General features: G+C 46.3%; 16 protein-coding genes. 6 read left to right on the forward strand and 10 right to left on the reverse strand.

Annotation, left to right across the window (positions count from 1 at the left end; translation table 11 throughout):
* Positions 1 to 95: 95 nt before the first annotated feature.
* Both K401_RS0129800 and K401_RS0129805 read right to left on the reverse strand, forming a co-directional pair.
* Positions 96 to 1,571, reverse strand: coding sequence for a sulfatase (locus K401_RS0129800; RefSeq protein WP_024296382.1), 1,476 nt, complete (start codon positions 1,569 to 1,571; stop codon positions 96 to 98).
* A 56-nt stretch (positions 1,572 to 1,627) separates the two neighbouring features.
* Positions 1,628 to 3,019 carry a PTS transporter subunit EIIC gene (locus K401_RS0129805; protein ID WP_024296383.1) on the reverse strand — a complete coding sequence of 464 codons (1,392 nt, stop codon included), beginning with the start codon at positions 3,017 to 3,019 and terminating at the stop codon, positions 1,628 to 1,630.
* A 159-nt stretch (positions 3,020 to 3,178) separates the two neighbouring features.
* Here K401_RS0129805 and K401_RS0129810 point away from each other — a divergent pair, with 159 nt between their 5' ends.
* Positions 3,179 to 3,976 (forward strand): MurR/RpiR family transcriptional regulator, encoded by a 798-nt coding sequence (locus tag K401_RS0129810; protein ID WP_024296384.1) that lies wholly within the window; start codon positions 3,179 to 3,181, stop codon positions 3,974 to 3,976.
* A gap of 69 nt (positions 3,977 to 4,045) precedes the next feature.
* Positions 4,046 to 4,246 carry a DUF6783 domain-containing protein gene (locus K401_RS34305; protein ID WP_024296385.1) on the forward strand — a complete coding sequence of 67 codons (201 nt, stop codon included), beginning with the start codon at positions 4,046 to 4,048 and terminating at the stop codon, positions 4,244 to 4,246.
* 15 nt (positions 4,247 to 4,261) lie between these two features.
* Here the strand turns inward: K401_RS34305 and K401_RS0129820 are convergent, their stop codons facing one another.
* From K401_RS0129820 to xylB, 4 genes are all read right to left on the reverse strand, one after another.
* Positions 4,262 to 5,740: an L-fucose/L-arabinose isomerase family protein gene (locus K401_RS0129820; RefSeq protein WP_024296386.1), complete on the reverse strand. Its 1,479-nt coding sequence runs from the start codon at positions 5,738 to 5,740 to the stop codon at positions 4,262 to 4,264.
* A gap of 75 nt (positions 5,741 to 5,815) precedes the next feature.
* Positions 5,816 to 6,442, reverse strand: coding sequence for a DUF4867 family protein (locus K401_RS0129825; RefSeq protein ID WP_024296387.1), 627 nt, complete (start codon positions 6,440 to 6,442; stop codon positions 5,816 to 5,818).
* An 18-nt stretch (positions 6,443 to 6,460) separates the two neighbouring features.
* A complete protein-coding gene (gene fsa, locus K401_RS0129830) occupies positions 6,461 to 7,114 on the reverse strand; it encodes a fructose-6-phosphate aldolase (RefSeq protein WP_024296388.1) in 654 nt (217 codons plus the stop codon).
* A gap of 33 nt (positions 7,115 to 7,147) precedes the next feature.
* The gene (gene xylB, locus K401_RS0129835) at positions 7,148 to 8,671 is read right to left on the reverse strand and encodes a xylulokinase (RefSeq protein WP_024296389.1); all 1,524 of its coding nucleotides are present in this window, start codon (positions 8,669 to 8,671) and stop codon (positions 7,148 to 7,150) included.
* A 232-nt stretch (positions 8,672 to 8,903) separates the two neighbouring features.
* Between xylB and K401_RS0129845 the strand changes: the two genes are divergently transcribed.
* The gene (locus K401_RS0129845) at positions 8,904 to 9,509 is read left to right on the forward strand and encodes a sugar O-acetyltransferase (protein WP_024296390.1); all 606 of its coding nucleotides are present in this window, start codon (positions 8,904 to 8,906) and stop codon (positions 9,507 to 9,509) included.
* Between the two features lie 2 nt (positions 9,510 to 9,511).
* Here the strand turns inward: K401_RS0129845 and K401_RS0129850 are convergent, their stop codons facing one another.
* Positions 9,512 to 11,368: an ATP-dependent nuclease gene (locus K401_RS0129850; RefSeq protein WP_024296391.1), complete on the reverse strand. Its 1,857-nt coding sequence runs from the start codon at positions 11,366 to 11,368 to the stop codon at positions 9,512 to 9,514.
* A 131-nt stretch (positions 11,369 to 11,499) separates the two neighbouring features.
* Here K401_RS0129850 and K401_RS0129860 point away from each other — a divergent pair, with 131 nt between their 5' ends.
* Together K401_RS0129860 and asnB are read left to right on the forward strand one after the other, a co-directional pair.
* Positions 11,500 to 12,870: a hypothetical protein gene (locus K401_RS0129860; protein WP_024296392.1), complete on the forward strand. Its 1,371-nt coding sequence runs from the start codon at positions 11,500 to 11,502 to the stop codon at positions 12,868 to 12,870.
* A 27-nt stretch (positions 12,871 to 12,897) separates the two neighbouring features.
* Positions 12,898 to 14,748, forward strand: a complete 1,851-nt coding sequence (gene asnB / locus K401_RS0129865; RefSeq protein ID WP_024296393.1) for an asparagine synthase (glutamine-hydrolyzing) — start codon at positions 12,898 to 12,900, stop codon at positions 14,746 to 14,748.
* Positions 14,749 to 14,810: 62 nt separating this feature from the next.
* On the opposite strand, the gene K401_RS0129870 is transcribed toward asnB, so the two are convergent.
* On the reverse strand, positions 14,811 to 16,100 hold the full coding sequence (locus K401_RS0129870) for an FAD-dependent oxidoreductase (RefSeq protein WP_024296394.1): 1,290 nt from the start codon (positions 16,098 to 16,100) through the stop codon (positions 14,811 to 14,813).
* A gap of 269 nt (positions 16,101 to 16,369) precedes the next feature.
* Here K401_RS0129870 and K401_RS0129875 point away from each other — a divergent pair, with 269 nt between their 5' ends.
* The gene (locus K401_RS0129875; RefSeq protein ID WP_024296395.1) at positions 16,370 to 17,164 is read left to right on the forward strand and encodes a MerR family transcriptional regulator; all 795 of its coding nucleotides are present in this window, start codon (positions 16,370 to 16,372) and stop codon (positions 17,162 to 17,164) included.
* A gap of 21 nt (positions 17,165 to 17,185) precedes the next feature.
* Here K401_RS0129875 and K401_RS0129880 read toward each other — a convergent pair whose 3' ends face one another.
* Together K401_RS0129880 and K401_RS0129885 are read right to left on the reverse strand one after the other, a co-directional pair.
* Positions 17,186 to 19,096, reverse strand: a complete 1,911-nt coding sequence (locus tag K401_RS0129880) for an APC family permease (RefSeq protein WP_024296396.1) — start codon at positions 19,094 to 19,096, stop codon at positions 17,186 to 17,188.
* A 283-nt stretch (positions 19,097 to 19,379) separates the two neighbouring features.
* A complete protein-coding gene (locus K401_RS0129885; RefSeq protein ID WP_024296397.1) occupies positions 19,380 to 23,129 on the reverse strand; it encodes a phosphoribosylformylglycinamidine synthase in 3,750 nt (1,249 codons plus the stop codon).
* Positions 23,130 to 23,365 lie beyond the last annotated feature (236 nt).

Here is a 23,365-nt window from a genome sequence, read left to right on the forward strand (position 1 = left end):
CAATCCAATAAATTTTCATCGGCTACAGCATTCTATAGGATGTTATAGCCGATGTACCATGAAATTCTTCTATTGACCGACCAGGGCGTGCCGCACTAGTTATACTCCAGACCAATCCGTACAAATTGTTCTTCAGGAGCTTCTACCTGATCCATTGCTTTTTTTAGCTTTCTGCACATTTCCTCCATGATTTTTAAATCTTCCAGCGGATTCTTCTGTTCAGGATCTGCTTCTAAATCAAATAATAAATCACCAAATTGCATTGGATCAATATAAACCTGTTCCTCGTATTTCATGCAGGGGATTCCGTTTGTAAAACGTCCTCCGCTTATGAAAGAACCGCCTTCCAGAATCTCTCTTTTATAAAATCCTCTCATATTTGCAGGCATTAAGGTCCAGCTCACCAAAGGTTTATTTTCCTTTTCCGGCGATTTCATTAACATGTATTTTCCATCGTAAATATTAATATGACCACCGTATATGCCAAAAAGTATGTTTTCATGGATTTTTTTATTACCATTTACAATTGGCGTCAGCGGCTTGCCATCCATTTCATAGCCGTTTAAATCTACCTTAAAACATTCCAACAGTGTCGGAGCAATATCAATGGTCTGAGCTAATTCACTTCTCCTGCCCTTTTCTTTTTCATACCTGGGATCATGCATATAGAAAGGAATGTGAATAATTTCCTCATACATAGGCATATAATTTTTACCCATGAAACCTCTTTCCCCCAACAGAAACCCATGATCTGTATTTACAATAAGCATCGTATCCTCCCACATTCTATTTTCATCCATAAAATCCAGGATACGTCCCAGGTGATGATCACACATGGTAATAAGGGCAGCATATTCTTTTTTCAGATCACCTAATTTATCCTTCGTCTCACTATTACCTGTAAGTTTATAAGGCGGCCAGTTAAATGCATTTTCCAAGGTTCCGCACTGATACAGGCTGCGATACTTTTCCGGCACATAAAAAGGTTCATGGGGATCAAAACACTCAATCTGCAAAAACCAATTTTCTTCTGTTTTATAACGATCAAGAAACTCAAGTCCTGCATTTATGGTCTTTACACTTGGCATCTCTTCTTCACAGGTAATCCTGCTTCGGTTTGCATAGTGCTGTACAGCCGAAATTCCCTGTTTGTTCAGGGGATTTTTATTGAATTCCGGGTTTGAACAAATCTGCGGCACCCAACGGTCTCCTTCCTGCCCCCGAAAACCTTCCCACGTATCATACCTGTTGTGATAGGTTGCGCCTCCGTCTTCAAAATAATGGGAATGATCCGTTACCAGATGGGTATAGATTCCTGCACGTTTCAATTCTTCCATAATCGAACAGTCAAAAGGTTCTAAAGGTCCCCAGCCCCTGTGCAGAAAATTATACCTTCCTGTATGCAATTCCCTCCTTGCCGGCATACAGGGCATACTTCCGCCATAGAAATTATCAAATACCACACATTTTTCTTCTAAACGCTTGAAATTAGGTGTGATTGTCCAATCCGATCCATAAGTGGATAAAAACCTTTTGCTAAGGGTATCAAACATTACCATAATTGCTCTCATTTTTTCTGAACCTCTTGCTTTCTGGATAATTCCCCAAAAATAATTGTATAAATTTTTTATTGGTAATGCCTTGCCTTACCAACAATCAATGTCAATGCAAACGCTGCAGCCGCACCCGCAAAATAACTGATCATGTAATACAGATATTTACCATCTGCAACAAGCGGTATTGCAGACATCCCTGCCATGCCCATGGAGTTAAATGCCACATCAAATGTTCTGATAAAAAAGCCTCCGACTCCCGCACCGATAGAACCGGTAATAAAGCCAAATCCAGACGGCAGGCACACTCCGTAGATAACCGGTTCTCCAACACAAAGAAAACTGGTTGGAATAGCACCCTTACAGGCATCTTTTACCGCTTTTTGTTTTGTCATAATAAAGATGGCACATGATGCGCCTACCATTCCTGCATTACTCATAACCTGAACCGCAAGAAGCGGTGCATATCCCGTACTGTTAATCATTTCCATGTGTATGGCTGTCAATCCCTGATGAAGCCCGGTTGATATTAACAGAGGAGCTAATGCAGATAATACAAATCCGCCCACCGGGCCTGTGGTATTAAGCAGCCACATAAGTCCCTGTACAATAGACGATGATAATACACCGCATACAGGCATAAATATTGTAACCATAAGCGCAGTTGTTATTAAAACAGTAAGTACCGGTGTGAAGATTACATCCACTGCATTTGGCACTGCTTTTTTAACGGCTCTTTGAATATATGACATTACAAAAACACCAAGGATTACGCCAATCAATCCGCCTTGTCCAGGCACCGCACCTACACCGGTCAGAGTACTTTGTAACGTAATGCTTCCCAAAACCGCCCCCAATACAGGTTCGAGCTTAAACTGTTTTGCCGAGGTATACCCTACATAAACTGCAAGGAAACCAAATATGGCTGTATAAATCACTCCAATAATATTACTCAGACCCAGTAAATGGTAATTCTGCAGCCATACCTGAGCTGCCGTCAAATCACCCACTGCTTCTATGCCGGCTTCAACAGCTCTCACTACGGCATAATTTTTCAGAACGTTATTTAATCCTTGTAAAACACCACCGGCAATCATTGCCGGTAATATTGGTACAAAAATATCTGAAAAAACTCTGAAAATATTAATTTTTCTCTTTTTCACACTTGAAACATTTTTATCGTCAGAACTGTCAGCCATTTCCGGATCTTCAGCTACATTCAGCCTTTTCTGTATCATATCCGCAATTTTATTACAGGCGCCCGGACCTACGACGATTTGGACCGCATCATTAACTATAACGGATAAAACCCCTTCGATTTTTTTCATATCCTCAATGTTAACTGCATCCATATTCTTATATGTAACTCTTACCCTTGTTGCACAATTTGTTACAGTAAGGAAATTATCCCCTCCCCCAGAGCAGGCAATAATTTGTTCTGACATTTTCTCATAATTTTTGCTCATTTTTTCTTCTCCTTCTTTTTATCGTATTAATTTCCCGGGAATACAGCTGTTAACTTTATCATACACCTTCCGAACATTTTGGTCAATATATTTTTGGTCATTTGTTCAATAGACTTTATACACCTTTTTTGCTATGATATAGATGAAGGAGATATAACCATGAATATATTAGAAAAAATAAAGGATAATATGTCAAACTTTACTGTCGGTGAAAGACTTGTTGCTGAATATGCAATCCAATTCCCGGTGGATGTTGTGCGGTATTCAGCCGAAGCACTGGCAGAACATTGCAATACATCCCGCAGCAATGTTGTAAGGTTATGCAAGAAGCTTGGGTATACTGGCTTTTCAGAATTTAAATACGAAATGAACCGATACATGAATACTCCTCATGCAGTAACAAAAAAACACCTTACCCAAGAAGAGGGAGATTCGCTCTCTGCTTTCAGAAAATATCTTAACTGTTTCAGCCAATTAGAGACATTATACAATTCTTCTCAGTTAAAACTAATTGCAGAAATCATCCTCAGATCAAATAAAATTATAATATTAGGGCATTATCATTCTTTCTTTTCCGCACAACAGCTGGAATTTCGTTTAAACAGATGCCGTATTGATGCCCATGCTATTAATGATTTAAGCACTACTGAGGCTTTTGGAGAAATATTGACACAAGAGGATACAGTCATTATTTTTTCCATCAGCGGCGGAAAAATATATCATGACAGCGTTTGCACCTTCCGTAAAAGGGGGGTAAATATCATATTAATTACCATGACTGAAAATTCACCTATATCAAGATACACGGATATGAAAGTTATTCTTCCCTGTATCACAAGGCTGTATGACGAATCAGTATTGGATGATGCACCTACTTTTTACCTTTTTATTGAATTGCTCATAGAAGAAATAAATCATCAGATATTGGCTAAATGTGATGTTTCCGATAATAGTTAAGCTTTAAATGACGTCAGGAATACAGTCTCAGAAAAAGATGTACAGCCGGGATTACTACAAGATGACTTTTTGTTTTTATTTTCCAGAATATGTCTGAAAACTGCTTGTTCCGGGATGTGCGTTACACTTTGTGAGAAATTTGTTCCAGATGAAGGCTGCGTAGTGGGCTGCGCCGGCCTTCCGAAACTCCCTTCAATAAATGCACAAAAAAAGAGGAAGGATTCCCCCATGCGGGAGAATCCTTCCTCTTTTTACAGCTATGGCTTTTAAAGAATATAGAGTTTTTTAACCAAACGGATTCTCCGTCTTATAAAGCATCCCCTTAGGCTGGTTAAATCCGATTTCTTCCACCCCAAGATACTTAAATACCTCAAATATGGCCTTCCCATAATGGCCGAAAGCAACCGCACCGTGGTGAGGGAAGTTCTTCTCGATCAGCACATGGCGGTAAAACCTTCCCATTTCCGGAATTGCAAACACACCGATGGACCCAAAGGAACGGGTTGCAACGGGAAGCACCTCTCCCTGGGCAACGTAAGCACGGAGTAAATTGTCCGCAGTGCTCTGCAGACGGAAAAACGTAATGTCGCCGGGAGCAATATCCCCTTCAAGGGTTCCCTGGGTAACCTCCTCAGGAAGCGCTCTGGCCATGATCATCTGGTACTTCATGGAACAGGCAGAAAGCTTTCTGGAACAGGTATTTCCGCAGTGGAAGCCCATAAAGGTATCCTGGTGGGTATAATCATGCTTGCCCTTAATATCCCCTTCATACATATCGGCAGGCACCGTATTGTTAATATCAAGCAGGGTCACGGCATCCAGACTGATGCAGGTTCCGATGAACTCACTGAGAGCTCCGTAAATGTCTACTTCACAGGAAACCGGGATGCCCATTCCTGTCAGACGGCTGTTTACGTAGCATGGAACAAATCCGAACTGGGTCTGGAATGCGGGCCAGCATTTACCTGCAATGGCTACATATTTCCGGTATCCCTTGTGAGCCTCCACCCAATCCAAAAGGGTGAGTTCATACTGGGCAAGCTTTGGAAGGATCTCCGGCTTTTGATTTCCTTCTCCCAGTTCCTTTTCCATATCTTTTACCACATCCGGAATCCTTGGATCGTCTGCATGCTTATTATAAGCTTCAAATAAATCCAGCTCAGAGTTTTCTTCGATCTCCACTCCCAGGTTATAAAGCTGCTTGATAGGAGCATTGCATGCAAGGAAATTTAAAGGGCGCGGACCAAAGCTGATGATTTTTAACTGGGAAAGCCCTACCAGGCTTCTGGCTATGGGAAGGAATTCCTCGATCATGTCGGCACATTCCTCTGCCGTTCCCACCGGATATTCCGGTATGTATGCCTTGACATTTCTCAGCTTTAAATTGTAGCTTGCATTTAACATTCCGCAGTAGGCGTCTCCACGTCCCTGAGTTAAGTTATCCCCGCTTTCCTCAGCCGCAGCGATAAACATGACCGGTCCGTCAAAATGCTTTGCAAGAAGGGTTTCTGAAATCTCCGGTCCAAAGTTTCCAAGATATACTACCAGGGCATTGCAGCCGGCTTCCCTTACATCCTCCAAGGCCTGGACCATGTGGATCTCACTTTCCACGATACAGACAGGACTTTCATAGATGTTTGCGGCATCATACTTTGCACTGTATGCCTCTACCAGCGCTTTTCTCCTGTTTACAGACAAGGATTCAGGGAAACAGTCCCTGCTCACCGCCACGATTCCTACTTTTAATTCCGGGATATTATTCATTGTATCACTCCTCCTGTTATTTTCAGGCATTTCCTTTTCAGTCATATGCCTGCTGATTTCATTGTTAAACATTTGTCAAATAGATAGATTTTCTCCTGTTACGCCGATATAAGCATGCTCCGGAAGTCCGCCCTCTTTATGTCCAATGAGCCATTTGTTCCTGGCAAACAGCAATCTGTCCTCTTCATTCAGGGCTTCTCCGGCAGGCTCTAAATCGGTGTTGGTATCCTTTGGAAGAATCACCACACAACGGAAGCCCTCTTCCTCTACATGGCAGGGCGCATAATGAAGAGTTGTGGCGTAAACTTCAATGATTGTCCCTGCTGGAACCAGGAATGCCTCCATTTTGCCTGAATCATATGTATAATCCGGGGCAATATCCTGCTGCCGCCCTAAAATCAGGACCAGATCCGTCACGGCTATATTTATCTCTGAATTCCTGTGGTATTCCACTGCGTTCAGCTTTTTATTGTGGCCGTTGCAGTAGCCTACCTGAATGGGCAGCTGGCCGTACAGCTTCTTTTCCATTTCCTTAGAAACCGCCAGTTCTTCTAATTCCTCTACGGAAGGTACATAAATCACATCTTCCGGAAGAGGTGTTTCCTTCATTTTTTCCAACAGCTCTCCTGCATCGTATCCTGTGACCACTTTTCCGTAAGTGCAAAAGCTTGGATCTGTCACTGGTTTGATTGGTAATCCCATGGTTTTTCCTCTCTTTTTTTATTCTCCGAATACAGCCAGATAATCCTTTTTAAATTTTTCAATTCCCTGGTCTGTCAGCGGGTGCTGTATCATCTGAACCAGCACCTTGTAGGGTACCGTTGCAATATCGGCCCCTGCTTTGGCGCAGTCAATCACATGGATGGGATTGCGCACACTGGCCGCAATGATCTCGGTCTCAATTCCATGAATCTGGAATATTTCCATAATGTCTTCAATGAGGTCGATCCCAGGCATGGAGATGTCATCCAAGCGTCCCAAAAACGGGGATACATAGGCTGCACCTGCTCTTGCTGCCAAAAGGGCCTGGGCCGCTGAAAATACCAGGGTAACATTAGTAGAAATTCCCTCTGCACTCAGCACCTTCACTGCCTTTAGCCCCTCTGCAGTCATTGGAATTTTCACCACCATGTTGGGATGGATGGCCGCTATCTCCCGGCCTTCCTTTATCATGCCCTTTGCATCCACTGTAGTGGCCTTCACCTCTCCGCTGATAGGACCGTCAACAATGGAGGCGATTTCCCCGATCACCTGCTTAAAATCGCGGCCTTCCTTTGCAATCAGGGACGGGTTGGTGGTAACCCCGCAGATAATTCCCATTTCATTGGCCATTCTGATTTCTTCCACATTTGCCGTATCAATAAAAAAACGCATTGATTCATCCTCCTGTTTTTCTTTTTGTACGATTTATAACGCTGCGAGCCTTTTATAGCTGTCCTTCAGATCCTCATAAAGCTGCTTGTATAGCTGATGGTATTTTTTATAAAGGCCGGCCTGTCTTTCTTCTGGACCTGTGGACTTATCCTCAGAGATCAGGGCATCACAGGCTGCTTCCACGCTCTCATAAATCCCGCATCCTACTCCGGCCAAAATGGCAGCTCCCAGGGCAGGTCCTTCTGTCTGGGCAACGGTTTTTACATGGCAGTCATACATATCAGCCAGCATCTGACGCCACACCGGACTTTTTCCACCGCCGCCGCATGCCATCATCTCTCCCACGCTGATTCCCATTTCCTTGAGAATGTCATTGCAGTCACTGAGAGAATAAGATACTCCTTCCATGACAGCCCGAAGCATATGCTTTCTTGTATGTATGGCGGAAAGTCCAAAAAATACTGCCCGGCAGTCCGGGTCCAGATGAGGGGTCCGCTCCCCCATTAAATAGGGAAGGTAAATGAGCTTATCGCTTCCTGCCTCTACCTGGGCCACATCCCTGTTAATGAGATCGTAAACATCAATCCCCTGGCTTTGGGCCTCTTCCACATAATCCTGACAGAAATTGTCCTTAAACCATTTTAGGGAAAGACCTGCCCCCTGGGTCACTCCCATCACATGCCATGCCCCCGGAACGGCGCAGCAGCAGGTATGGACTCTTCCCTTGGGATCAATGGTGACCTGGCCGCTGTGGGCAAACACGACTCCTGAAGTACCTATGGTGGTAAAGGCCGTTCCATCCTTTACAACACCTGTCCCTACCGCGGCTGCCGCATTGTCTCCGGCTCCTCCTACGACTTTTGTTTCCACAGAAAGTCCGGTTTTCTCCGCGATCTCCGGAAGAAGGGTCCCCGTCACCTCACAGGATTCAAATACTTTGCCCAAAAGCTCCTGATCAATATCCAGCTTATCCAGGACTTCTTTTGACCAGCACCTTCCCGGCACATCCAAAAGCTGCATTCCGCTGGCGTCGGAAACCTCGGTTGCATAAACTCCCGTCAATACGTGACGGATGTAATCCTTTGGAAGGAGGATATGCCTGCACCTTCCGTAATTCTCAGGCTCATTTTTTCTCACCCATAAAATCTTGGCCGCCGTCCAGCCGGTAAGAGGCGGATTGGCTGTGATCTCAATCCAGCGCTCTTTTGGCATGATCTCAAGCATGTCTTCCACTTCGGCTCCAGTCCTCTGGTCACACCAGATGATGGAAGGGCGTATGACCTCATTTTTTTCATCAAGCATTACAAGCCCGTGCATCTGGCCTGAGATTCCGATTCCCTTCACATCCTCTTTTAAAACGCCTGACTCTGCCACCACCTGGGAAAGGGTAGCAAGAACCGCCTCCTTCCAGTCTTCCGGCTTCTGCTCCGCCCAGCCGTTCCTGGGCTGGTAAAGGGGATATTCCCTGGACGCGGAAGCAACCACAGAACCCTTTTCATCAAACAGAACAGTCTTTGTCGCCGATGTCCCCACGTCAATTCCAATCAGATAATTCATCCTGATACCTCCTCAAAAGATCTCTTAATCTGATTATAATATACCTGCATGAAAAAAGCGTGCTTTTATTTGTCCAACTGATAGCACTTTCTTGCACAATAAACCCAAAAGCCAGATCCTCCTTAACCTGCTGCAGGTCATCTGATCTCATAGACATCCACCCATGTACAGGTTATAATAAATAAAAAAGAGGCTGTCAATCCGACAGCCCCCGTACATTGAGGAGGTTTATATGGATTTAAGAGAAAAAATGAGAAGCGGAAAACTTTACAACTGCGTTGACGAGTCCCTGATGGCAGAACAAACCGCCTGCCTGGAAACCCTTTACGACTTCAATCAAACCCGTCCTTCCGAGAGCCGGAAGCGGCAGGATATCCTGAAAAAGCTCTTTGCCGAAATCGGAGCAAACTGTTACATAGAGCCTCCCCTCCACGCCAACTGGGGCAAGCACGTCCATATGGGGAATGACGTTTATGCAAACTTTAACTTAACCCTTGTGGATGACGCCGATATCCACATCGGAAACAACGTCATGTTCGGCCCGAACGTTGTGGTGGACACTGCCGCCCATCCCATCCGCCCCGATATCCGCAAGAAGCAGATCCAGTTTAACGTCCCCGTTACCATCGAAGACAATGTATGGATCGGGGCCGGGGCCATCATCCTTCCCGGCGTACTCATCGGTGAAAACAGCGTGATCGGAGCCGGAAGCGTAGTGACAAAAGATATTCCCGCCAATGCAGTAGCCTATGGAAGCCCCTGCAGAGTCATAAGAGAAATCGGACAGCGGGATATGAAGTACTATTTCAGGGACTGGGAAATCGATTTAGATGAATAATCTCATGCCTCTGCCTTTCTGCTTTCAAAATAAACGAACTTATCAATGGCATCTAAAATATCTTTAAAATCTTCCCGGGGAGCCAGATCAATGTATTTCTTCAACAGCTCCCCTTCCTGCTTTTTATAAGGCCCGTAAAAAATATCATACAGGTTATGGCCCCGCATATAAATCTTAAATTCCTCCATATAAGCCTTTAAATCCTCCATTGATTCCATATCCTTACCTACTGTCTCCACAAACTGTCTCCCGCTCTTTAACCGGAAAAGATACTCCTTCCATTTCTCAAACAGAGTCCGGTAAAAGGCTTCTTCACTTTCCACCACTCCAAGCTCAGCCATGACTTTGGGATTTAAAAAATAATTCTCAAAAGAATAGTATTTTAAAATAAGCACATTCCTTCTGGTGACCTTTGGCAGCTTATCGATGTCCTCTAAACTGCGCTCGTCATAATACCGGCAAAGCTGGCCCGCCAGTTCCTCAGGATTCTTTCCATCCCCATCCCGGATCATCAGGAACTGGTCTCTTAAATACACCTGATTCATGTATTTTAAATTGGCATAGGTCTTTATATTGGTACAGCTGTTGGTTGTGATGATGGAAATTCTGGACAAATTTCCTTCTTTATCATGGATTTCCGAATAATATTTTTCCAGCAAAAGGGGCAGACGGCTCTTATCCTGCTTGCCCTCCACAATGAACACAAAGCTGACTCCTAAAAAATCGTTGGCGCCATAGCCTAAATCATCTAAAATGGCATCAATATCGGTTCTGTCCCTGACAACGGAATAGCCGTCTCTATCCAGCACCACCTGTCTGATCTGGCGGCTGGTGAAGTTAAACAGCATTCCGGGGGAATGGGTGGTAAAAATCACCTGATTCTTCTTGGATAACCGGTAAAGGATTTCGCTGGATATTTTCTGAAGCTGGGGATGAAGGAAAATCTCAGGGTCCTCTACGATAACAACGCTGGGAATCCGCTTTTCATCCTCTGTGTAGGTCTCCAAAAGAGACAGCATGTAAAGGCTTTTCATGCCATTGCTCAAATTATTGATGGGGCTTAACTTCCCTCTCTCCGCATGATAAGTCTCTGCCGCGACTTTAAACATCTCCCGGGGATTGCAGTTTAAGGAAAAGCGGATTTCCTCATAACCGCCGTTTTTTCTGTAGTTTTCATTGACCTTTTCAGCAAAATCATTTAAGTTCAGCTGGTACATCTTATATTCCAGGAGCTTTGCAGTCTCATAAATCTGCAGGTCCTCCGGCTTCTTCTGGTTGATCAGCCCAATACATTTAAAGCACTGGTTGCATTCCCTTGCACCGTCAAACATACAAACATGGGTCCTCAGTTTCACCAACTGTTCATCCTCCTGAAAAAGCAGAAGATCGTTTTGAAACTGGTCTAAATCCCGTTCCGAGTCAATGTAATAAAGCCTGGGAAAAATATCCCTGATATACCGGTTATTCTTCCTGTACCCATCCTTAAACCGAACAACCCCATTCCAGTTTACCTGATAGGTAAAAGACAGGCTTCCGTTACGATAAGAAGGCAGTTTTGATTCAAAATCATGTAGCCATGCCTCAAACCTCTTATACTGGCTTACCACCCCGCCTCTGTGAAAAGAGGCCAGATCCTCCGGCGTAATGGCCAGGGTCATGGTAATCTCTATATTCTGCTTTTTTTCGTTAAAATCTTCTTCTGTAATCTCATAGGCTCCTGCTGCTGCCCGTATGGCATCCAGGATCCCTGTCTTTCCTGTATTGTTCTTTCCCACCAGTATCAGGGCATTTTCTACGCTTTGAATTTCCATATCCCGTATGGATTTAAAATTTTTAATATGTACCGACGTTATTTGCATAGGCCTCTCCTTTATAAAACCAAGTATAAAAGGCAGAAAGGAAAATTTCAAGTTCTGCCGAAAAAAAAATCACACTGTCCTTTCCCCTGTGTCATAGTATAGATTATATTATTTTCACAGGAGTGGTTCCTATGTTTGATCCTTATCTGGTGCTTACACCTCTGCACTATATCTATCTCATTGGCGTCATTGTGATCCTTGCCGTCATGGTTCTCCGAAAGGATACGCCCCTGGTCTGCCTCCTTTTTCTCTTCCTTCTTGGCTTTGTAGGCCTTAGGTCCCTGGCGGGAGGCATTATGACCGTGTTCAACGCCATCTTGTATGCTTCCAAAGAGTTTATGGAGATTATTGCCACCATTGCCCTTGTCACGGCACTGTCCAAATGCTTAAAGGACTTAGGAAGCGATTATCTGATGATGATACCCATGTCAAAGGTCATGAAATCTCCTTCCCTTACCTGGTGGATCCTGGGCGGTACCATGCTGGTATTTTCCCTCTTTCTCTGGCCTTCCCCATCCGTAGCTTTGGTCGGGGCCATCATGCTTCCTTTTGCAGTCAAAGCCGGTCTGGATCCCCTGGCAGCCGCCATGTCCATGAACTTATTCGGTCATGGAATCGCTTTAAGCTACGACTTTGTCATCCAGGGCGCACCGGCCATTTCCGCAGGAGCAGCCTCCATTTCAACCTCCGACATCCTGACAAAGGGACGGCCTTTGTTTCTGGTAATGGGCATTGTTACCGTTGTTTCCGCATATCTGTTAAACAGGAGCGGGATCTCTGCCTGCTGTCAGGAAGTCCATATTCAGAATACCGAAGAACGTCCTGATACCGGAACCGCCGCCATCATAATGGCGATCCTGACCCCCCTGTTTTTCTTGGCCGACATCCTTCTTATGCTGGCTTTTGACCTAAAGGGAGGGGAGGCCACAAGCATGGTTTCCGGCACAGCCGTCCTGGTCATGGGTATTGGAGCAGTTTTAGGCTTTGGAAGGCATTCTCTGGAAAAAGTAACCTCCTATGTTACCGAAGGCTTTCTCTTTGCCATACGGATCTTTGCTCCCGTCATCATCATCGGAGCCTTTTTCTTTTTAGGAGGAGAGGGAATTTCCACCATCATGGGAGATCAGTTTCAAAGAGGGATTATGAATGACTGGGCAATCTGGCTGGCTCATAATGTGCCTCTTAACAAATATATGGCTGCATTTTTCCAGCTGGTTATCGGCGGCTTAACGGGACTGGATGGTTCAGGCTTTTCCGGCCTTCCTCTCACCGGCGCATTGGCAAACACCTTTGGCACGGCAGTGGGGGCCTCTGTCCCGGTTCTGGCTTCCCTGGGCCAGATCGCCGCGATTTTTGTAGGAGGCGGCACCATTGTTCCCTGGGGACTTATACCCGTTGCAGCCATTTGCAGCGTAAATCCCTTAGAGCTTGCCAGAAAAAATCTTCCTCCGGTCATGATCGGTTTTCTTGCTACTTTTATCGCCGCTTGTTTTCTTCTATAGATGGTCCAGCTTTAAGGAGGGATTTCCATGTGCGGAATTGCTGGTTTTTACAATCCGAATCACGATTACCTGAAAGATAAATCCCATTACGTGAATATTCTGGAGCAAATGTCAGAAATCCAGAGACACCGGGGACCTGACGATTCAGGAACCTGGCTCTTTAAACAGGGAGGTCTGTCCCACGCCCGTTTATCCATCATCGACTTAACCACCGGCCGCCAGCCCATAACAAAGACTGAGGCAGGCAAAACCTTTGGAATTGTATACAACGGAGAGATTTACAATACAAACGAGCTTCGCCGGGACTTAATAACCCGGGGCCATTTCTTTTCCACCACCTCTGACACAGAGGTGATTTTGACCGGATATATGGAATACGGGCCTGATTTTGTAAAGCAGCTAAACGGCATCTTCGCCTTTGCAATCATGGACCCATTCCGGGAACACTTATGTCTCTGCCGGGACCGTTCCGGCGTAAAGCCTCTCTTTTACACCATACGGAATGAAGAAATCATCTTTGCGTCTGAGCTGAAAGGAATTTTTGCATATCCAGGCATACGGCCGGTTTTAGACCGGAAAGGCTTAAACGAGATTTTCTCCTTAGGGCCGGCCCATACTTCCGGATGCGGGGTCTTTAAAGGAATCGATGAAGTGCTCCCGGGCCACATGCTGCTCTGTTCCGGAGAGGGTTTCCGCTTAAAATGCTACTGGAAGCTGGAGAGCAAACCTCATGAGGACAGCTATGAAGAAACCATTGAAAAGACCTCCTTTCTGGTCCAGGACTCTATCCGCCGCCAAATGGTTTCCGATGTTCCCATCTGCACCTTTTTGTCAGGAGGCGTGGATTCCAGCCTGGTTTCGGCAGTTTGTGCCGCAGAGCTTAAAAAGCAGGGCAAAAGGCTTACCACCTTTTCCTTTGATTTTGTAAACAATGACAAATACTTTAAAGCCAGCACCTTTCAGCCCTCCCTTGACCGTCCCTTTGTGGATCAGATGGTAAAATTTTTAGACTCCGACCATCATTATCTGGAATGTGACAACGTAACCCAGGCCGACCGGCTTTATGACTCCGTCCTGGCCCATGATCTGCCTGCCATGGGAGACATTGACTCTTCCTTACTCCACTTCTGCTCCCTGGTCAAAGGGTATAATAAGGTGACCTTGACCGGAGAGTGTGCAGATGAAATATTCGGAGGATACCCCTGGTTTCATAAGGAGGAGTGCTTTAAGGCCCATACCTTCCCCTGGACCATGGATTTGGGAACACGGAAGGCCGTCTTAAAGGATGACTTCCTGGACTATCTTAAAATGGATGAATATGTGCTGGAAACTTATGAAAAGTCCGTAGCGGAAACGCCTGTGCTTCCCGGGGATAATCCCAAAGAGGCAAGAAGAAGAGAAATCTCCTATTTAAATCTCCGCTGGTTTATGCAGACCCTGCTGAACCGCATGGACCGTGACAGCATGTATTCCGGCCTTGAGGCCAGAGTTCCCTTTGCAGACCACCGGATCATCGAATACGTGTGGAATGTTCCCTGGGACATAAAAACAAGGGATGGGGTCGTTAAAAGTCTCCTTCGCCAGGCTGGAAAAGGGCTTCTGCCTGATGAAATCCTGTTCCGCAGGAAATCCCCATATCCCAAAACTTATGACACAAATTACGAAGCCCTTTTAATCAAGCGGGTAAGAGAAATGATGGCAGGCGGTTCCGCTCCTGCCATGGAGTTTCTGGATGCAAAGAAGCTGGAAAAACTCTTGACCAGCCCTTCTGATTACGGAAAGCCCTGGTACGGTCAGCTCATGGCAGGCCCACAGATGCTTGCTTATATCCTTCAGATCAATTACTGGCTTGAAAAATACCAGATCTCGGTGGAATAAAAGAAAGATGATAAGAGGTGCAAAGGTCCCGGTAAGGACCTGTGCACCTCTTTATTAACTGTTTATTCAATCTCTTCTAAGATTCTTCCCATGTCCGATGTGTCACCGATGAGTATGGCGCCCACCAGCTTGCCGGACTCATAGTAATATGCCTTAAGAGTCTGCCTCTCCTCATCCGCTTCCCTGCGTACCTCATAGGTTTTTCCCGGATCTTTTCCTGCATCCCCAACTGCAAACAGGGAAGTATCCATGCCATTAAATGTGAGGGCGGCTGTTACGGTTTTATAGGAAATCTTCTCTCCGGCTGCATTGGCTCCTGCTGCCTTTCCCATCTCCACGGCCTGGGGCCAGATGGCATAATTGATTCCCTCATATTCCGCACAATCACCGCATGCATAAATACCGGGTACTGTGGTTTCCATGTGTTTATTTACCATCACGGCCCGTCCTGATTTTGCCCCTGCATCTTCTGCCAGGGATACATTGGCCCGGACTCCGGCGGATATGACCACTAAATCTGCCGGCAGGACCGTGCCGTCTTCCAGGCGGACGCCTGTCACCCTGTCTTCCCCTTCGATCTCCCGGGTAGCTGCCTGGAATTTCACATCAATCCCTTTCTCCAGGATGATGGTCTTTAAAAACTCTCCGGCTTCCTCATCAAGCTGCCGCTTCATAAGATAAGTTCCCTGCTCCAGCACCGTCACGGAAAGTCCCGCCTTTTTCAGTTCCCATGCCGCCTCTAATCCCAGCACACCGCCGCCGATGACCACGGCCTGCTTTGATTTTGAAAGAAGGGAATTGATTTTTTCAATATCAGAAAGGCGGCGTATGGCAACCACTTCCTCCTTTTCATTTCCTGAAATAGGAGGAATGAAGCATTCCGATCCCAGGGCATAAATGCATTTGTCATATTTAAGCCGGATTCCATCGTCAAAGGTGACCTCTTTTTCCCTGATGTCGATTTTCTCCGCCTGTTTCCCCGTAAGGTTTAATATATTCCGTTCTTCATACCAGGCCGGGTCATGAAGAAGCAGTTCTTCCCTCTCATCCTTGCCCATCACGGACTTTGTCAGCATTGGCCTGGAATAAGGCAGACAATCTTCCTTTGTCACCATAACAATGGAACAGGTGGAATTTCTCTCACGGATCGCCTCCGCCGCACTGACACCTGCCGCCCCGTTGCCCAGTATAAGATATAATTCCTCCGTATCTTTATGATAATTCCTTTCTTCTTCCTCATAAGGAACAAAATTTTCTAAACCCACTCCGCAGACCGGACAGACCTCATTTCCTTCTTCAAACACAGCTCCGCACACCAGACATTTTACCATTTTCCTCTTGCTTTTTTCCATGTAAAAGTACTCCCTTCTTACGTCTCTTATGTAAGTATAAGCTTTATTTCTGATTCTATCATAACATAGTTCTTTACGATTTCAAGCTCCTTTCTGTTAATAATTCGTAAGCATAGAAAGAAAACCTTAAAGCCAAAAACAGGCTATTTTATGGTAAACTATCCACGTAAGAAAATTCTATCCTGCCCAGTTTCATAGGGCGAACGCCCGTGAGCGAGTGAGTCCAGCGGATTCACTCGCTGCACTTCGGACTAAAGAGAGGAATTATCATGAAAAAGTACACCATTGGAGAAGTTTCCAGCCGCTTGGGCCTAAGCCGGGATACCCTTCGCTTTTATGAAAAAAAGGGGATCATACAACCGGAAAAGCAAAAAAACGGCTATCGAACCTATACATACGAAGATATTAAAAAGCTTTCAAGCATCATGTTTTACCGGAGACTGAACTTCAGCATTGAGGATATCGGCCGGATCCTGTATAAAAGCTCTTTCCCTTCCTACTGTTCCATGATCCAGGAAAAAATTACGGAGGAAAAACAACAGGTGGAAAGGCACCGGCAGTCCCTCATCCATCTGAAGCATTTACAGAAACATTATAAAAACGTGGAACAATGCCTAAACCGCTATGATTTACGGCCCATGCCCCCCTATTACCAGATGCCGGATAACCGTTTTATCAATCAAAGGGGCCTCTCCGACTTATGTTATATCTGCCAGGAATACCAGATCAATGACCATTGCGCGGACCAGGTAAACGAATTCTTCATGATCGCTGAAGATACCGTATCCATCATGAAAATGAAGCAGGCATTAAACGGTTATCCTTTATTGAAGCAGGAACGCTGCGTTTATACCGTGATCGCCTCAGACAGCCCGGTGCTGGAGTCACAGGCAGTTTGGGAAGCAGCAGACTGGGCAAGGAAAAACAAATATTCCCCTGTGGGCACCGCCTACAGCGGGCACTTATTAAGCTGTGCCTTTAAGGATAACACAAAGGAACACCAGGAAATAAAAGCAGATACATCCATCAATTACATTGAAGTGTATCTGCCGCTTCAGGTATAAAGCAGGCTTCCTCGCCTGCCTTTAAACACCGCCTTTATTAACCATTTCGCTTTTCTCCTTTGAAGCAGGCTTAAACGCCGTACTGTAAAGGTATGGAACCAGGACCATGGAAACATTTCTGTGCTTCCTGAGCCTCTGCATAATGAAATAAGTAGTCTGGTTATGGAGTATATTTGCAAACCAGCTCTCTTCCATAAAGCGGGACATAACGACCGTGATCATATCCCCCGGTGGCAGATCAGCTTCCTTTTTGCTGATGTACTCTTCCACAGGCTCAATAAGCTCCCGGTAAGGGGACATGATGACCTCAAGGGGTATATCAATGCCTGTTTCCTTCCATTTTTTCTGAAGCTGTTCACACTGCCTCTCATCTGTAGCCACGTGAAGGGCAACCACGTTGGAAGTGATCAGATTTGCATAATTCAGAGCTTTCAGCACAGAACGGTTGATTCCGCCGGCCAGGACAATACAGAGATTGGTGTCATGGCTGGTGCTTTTGTGATAATGGGACATAAAGTCGTTGACTGCCAGCTGCCGGCCCACAAACTGATAATGGACGTCAATGCGGTGCATAATAAAAACGATCACAGGTATAATAATTGCCAGAGCCCAGGAGCCCTGGGCAAACCTGGTTACAAATACAATCACCGTTCCGGTACCGGTCATAAGAGCGCCCAGGCCGTTTATGAACATTTTATACCAATAACCTTTTCCCTTCACCCGGATCCATCTGATCACCATCCCGCTCTGGGACAAGGTAAAGGACAGGAATACTCCGATGGCATAAAGAGGGATCAGATAATGGGTTTCCGCCTTAAAAACCACCAGCAGAAATGCCGCCACAAAAAAAATGAACAAAATCCCATTGGAAAAGCTAAGCCTTGTCCCTCTGTGCATGAACTGGCGGGGCACGAATCCATCAGCAGCCAGGATGGCCAACAGCGTAGGCAGACCATTATATGCAGTATTTGCCGCCAGCAATAAAATAAGGGAGGTGGCAAACTGCAGAATATAAAACATCGGCCCAGGCCCGAATATGGCCATGCCCATCTGGGAAATCACGGTTTTCCCCTCTAAGGGAATGATTCCCAAGGAAGTGACCAGAAGCACTGCTCCGCCAAAAATGGCCACAATGATCCCTACCAGAATAAACAGTACATGCTTGGCGTTTTTCTGTGACGGTTCACGAAAGCTTGGGACCGCATTGCTCACTACCTCCACTCCCGTTAACGCCGAACAACCGGAAGAAAACGCTCTGAGAAGAAGAAACAGGGAAACAGTCCCTGCGCCGCCTGAAACAGTCTGTAAATTATCCGGATAATGGACCGGCGGCAAGTTCCCGGTTATAAGCTTTGCAAAACCGGTTACAATAAGAGCCAGCATGATGACGATAAATGCGTAAGTGGGTATCCCAAAAAGCTTGGATGATTCTCTCATTCCCCTGAGGTTCAGAAGGGTAACGATACATAGGAAAAGCAGGGCGAACAGCAGCCGGTAATCTGCAAATTCCGGAAAAGCGGATATGAGAGCTGCCGTTGCCGCCGATAAGCTGACTGCTACTGTCATCACATAACCAATGATCAGGGAAGATGCGGCTACCATTGACGCGCCTCTTCCGATGTTTTCAGCAGATACGATATATGCACCGCCGCCGTTGGGGTAATTTGCAATGATCTGTGAATAGGAAAATGCCAAAACTAAAAACAGCAGTATAATGGGCGAGGTGACGTACCCAAGATAATGAACCGCTGACAGTCCCAGGACAGGAACCAGAACCAGCAGCATTTCCTCAATTGCATAAGCCACTGAGGAAACCGCATCACTTGCCATAATAGGCACTCCCCAAAAGGGTCCCAGCTTTTCCCCTTCCAGTTCAATGCTTTTCAGCGTATTTCCCAGCAATATATTTTTTATCTTTCTCTTTGAACCCATATCCAATATCCTCTCTGACATATAATCTTTCTTAATTTTTAGTATTGCCAATTGTCTGAATATCAATAAAAATATACCTGATGAATCATAGGCTTAAATTTCTTGAATGTCAAGTGGAGATACTCTCATCCGGCCGTTAAAAAGTGTTACAATTTCAGGAGCACAAAGAAAAAGCATCCCTTCTGCAAATGCCTGTCTGCAGAAAGGATGCCCATTTATTCTGTATATTCTGTTTTTTATGGATTATTTCTGTGAGTAATAGGCAGGGCACAGGAATGCCCGCTCACTGGAAATATTTCACACCGGATTCAAAAATCTTCATATCCTGCTCTCCGTAAATGTTCATGGCAACCGCCTCACCCTGGCGTTCGGAATGTGCCATCTTGCCCAGGACCCGCCCATCCGGACTTGTAATGCCCTCAATCGCCATATAGGATCCGTTAGGGTTCCAGCTTTCATCCATGGTGGGACAGCCCTTGTCATCCACATATTGGGTGGCCACCTGGCCATTGTCAAACAGCCTCTTGATCCATTCCTCATTTGCGACAAAACGCCCTTCCCCATGAGAAGCCGGATTGCAGTAAATGCCGCCTAATTCAGCACCTGAAAGCCAAGGCGATTTATTTGTGACCACTTTCGTATAAACCATTTTGGAAATGTGACGGCCAATGGTGTTCATTGCCAGCGTGGGAGAATCCTCCCCCTGCGGCCCGATCATTCCTTCCGGCACAAGCCCCAGCTTGATCAGGGCCTGGAAGCCGTTGCAGATCCCCAGCATCAGGCCATCCCGTTCATTTAAAAGCTTCATGATCTCATCTTTAACCACCTGGTTCCGGAATACGGTGGCAAAGAACTTGGCAGAGCCGTCAGGTTCATCCCCTGCGGAAAATCCTCCGGGAAACATGACGATCTGAGCTTTTGATATTTCACTGCGGTAAGCTTCCACAGATTCTCTGATATCCTGGGCCGTCAAATTCCGAAATACCTTTGTCACCACATTGGCCCCCGCCCGTTCAAAGGCTCTTGTACTGTCATACTCACAGTTTGTACCAGGAAATACGGGGATGAATACGCTGGGCTTTGCCACCTTGTTTTTACATACGTAAATATCCTTTGTATTATAAATCCGCTCTGCAACAGTTGCCTTATCCGCTCCTGATGACGTTGGGAACACGTCTTCCAAAGGCTTTGTCCATGCCTCCAGCGCCTCATCAATGGCTATGGATGTACTGCAATATTCAAACACGCCGGAATCCGTCACTTCCCCTATGACCGTATAGGAAACCGCCAGTTCGCCGAGCTTTCCTTCCGGGACCTCACATATGATATCTCCCCAGCCGGACCGGAAGAAATCTCCCCGGTCCACGTTGTGTTCGATCTTCACGCCCAGCCGGTTTCCAAATGCCATTTTGCTGACCGCCTCACAAATTCCATGGCCTTCTACAGCATAGGCTGATAGGATCCGGCCCGCGCAAATATCCTCAAACAGCGCTCCATACCCCTTCATGACCTGGCTGTACAAAGGAAGATCGTAGGAATCCCTCTCAACCCGGAATACGGCGATCCTGCTTCCCGCCTTCTTAAATTCCGGGGTGATGACATGCTTCCTGTCAGCAACATCCACGGCAAAGGAAACAAGGGTCGGCGGAACATCCATGTCGCGGAAGGTTCCTGACATGCTGTCCTTTCCTCCGATAGAAGGAAGGCCGAATCCAATCTGGGCGCTGTAAGCCCCAAGGAGGGCGGAAAAAGGCTGGCTCCAGCGGGACGGATCTTCTGTCATCCTGCGGAAATACTCCTGGAAGGTGAAACGTATCTTTCTATAGTCACCTCCTGCTGCCACAATTTTAGCAACAGAGGACAATACTGCATAAACTGCGCCATGATAGGGGCTCCAGCTTGACAAACAGGGATCAAAGCCATAGCTCATCATGGTAACGGTATCCGTTCTCCCATGAAGCACCGGAAGCTTTGCAACCATTGCCTGAGTTTCCGTCAGCTGATATCTGCCTCCATAAGGCATGAATACGCTCCCTGCCCCTATGGAGCTGTCAAACATTTCTACAAGACCCTTCTGGGAGCACACGTTTTGATCGGAAAGCAGCCCTAACCAGGCCTCCCTCACATCGGGGATCTCCCGTCTTACAAAGGCACTTCTTTCTTTGTCAGGAACCTCCACAACAACCGAAGCCTCCTGATGGGCACCGTTGGTGTCCAAAAAACGGCGGCTGATGTTTACAATGGTCTTTCCTCTCCAGTTCATCACCAGTCTTGGCTCTTCGGTTACAACGGCCACTGCCACTGCTTCTAAGTTTTCCTCTGCCGCATAGGCCAGGAACCGGTCCCCATCCTCAGGATCAACTACCACCGCCATGCGTTCCTGGGACTCGGAAATAGCGATTTCCGTGCCGTCAAGCCCTGCGTACTTCTTTGGTACCTTGTCTAAGTCGATCCTTAAGCCGTCTGCCAGCTCTCCTATGGCGACGGACACTCCGCCGGCCCCGAAATCATTGCACTTCTTAATGATCCTGCTCACTTCTTCCCTGCGGAATAAGCGCTGGATCTTGCGTTCCGTAGGTGCATTTCCCTTCTGAACCTCTGCCCCGCACGTCTCAATGGAAGCTTCCGTATGGACCTTGGAAGAGCCGGTGGCTCCGCCGCAGCCGTCCCGTCCGGTACGGCCTCCAAGAAGAATGATCATATCTCCCGGATCCGAAGTCTCCCGGATGACATTTTTCCTTGGAGCTGCGCCTATGACTGCCCCTATTTCCATTCTCTTTGCCACATAATCCGGATGATAGATTTCCTTCACATATCCGGTGGCCAGGCCGATCTGATTTCCGTAGGAGCTGTAGCCGCTGGCCGCTCCGGTCACGATCTTTCTCTGAGGCAGCTTCCCCTTTAACGTCTCATTCAAAGGTCTTGCAGGGTTGGCCGCGCCGGTCACCCGCATCGCCTGATATACATAAGTACGGCCGGAAAGCGGGTCACGGATGGCTCCCCCAAGGCAGGTGGCCGCACCGCCGAAGGGCTCGATCTCTGTGGGATGGTTGTGGGTCTCATTTTTAAAATTCACCAGCCATTCCTCTTCTGCCCCGTCGATGAGGACAGGAACCACAATGCTGCAGGCATTGATCTCATCGGATACCTCTAAGTCCTCCACCTTTCCCTCCATACGAAGCTTTTTCATTGCCAAAAGAGCCAGATCCATAAGGCATACGAACTTTCCGCTCTTTCCCTTTAAAACCACTTCCCGGTCAGCAAGATACTGTTTGTAGGTATCCTCCATTGGCTTCCTGTAATCCCCTGGCTTAAATGCCACATCCTTTAATTCTGTCTGAAAGGTGGTATGGCGGCAGTGATCCGACCAATAGGTATCCAGAACCCTTATCTCCGTCATGGATGGGTCTCTATGCTCTTCATCCTTATAGTAGTTCTGGATATGAAGGAAATCCTGAAAGGTCATTGCCAGATTCAAGGACTCGTATAATTCCTCTAATGCCTCTTCTGCAAGCTCTTTAAAACCGTGAAAAACAATCACATCTTCCGGGGTTTCAAATACTGCTGCAAGTGTTTCCGGCTTTTTTTCGTCAGCTTCCCTGGAATCCACCGGATTAATGCAGAAGGATTTAATATCTGCCGCCTGATCTTCCGTAAGCACACCGGAAATCACATATGTGACGGCGGACTTAATCACGGGCTCCTCATCTTCCTTTAACAGCTTTACACACTGTTCTGCCGAATCGGCCCGCTGGTCAAACTGGCCCGGAAGGTATTCTACGGTAAAGACCACATCCCCTTCCTTTTTGGGGAAATCTTCCTCATATACCTCATCCAACGGGGGTTCCGAGAAAACAGAGGTAAGAGACAGCCCATAGACTTCATCAGACAGAGCCTCCATATCGTAGCGGATCAGCACCCTCACACCGGTCACCGTATTGATACCAAGATATCCTGTGATTTCCTCTCTTAATTCATTTGCCTTCACGGCATAGGCTGTTTTTTTCTCAACATACACTCTTCTTACACTCATGATTTCCTCCTCGCAAAAGCTCCCCTTGGTCCATCAGGGCAGGAACTTCCCTGTTATTCTCATGTAATCATCATACCACAGAACATATAAATTAGAAAAATTAATATATCTTATTATATTAATTAGCATAGATAATGTAATTGATCCAATGAGCAGAAAAAAATCATCTCCCCACCCCATACATGATCTGATCCCTTTTTTGCTTTCGACACCTTTCGACAGAAATCGTCATTTTT

It is taken from the genome of Lacrimispora indolis DSM 755 (assembly GCF_000526995.1).
GTDB classification, from domain to species: domain Bacteria; phylum Bacillota; class Clostridia; order Lachnospirales; family Lachnospiraceae; genus Lacrimispora; species Lacrimispora indolis.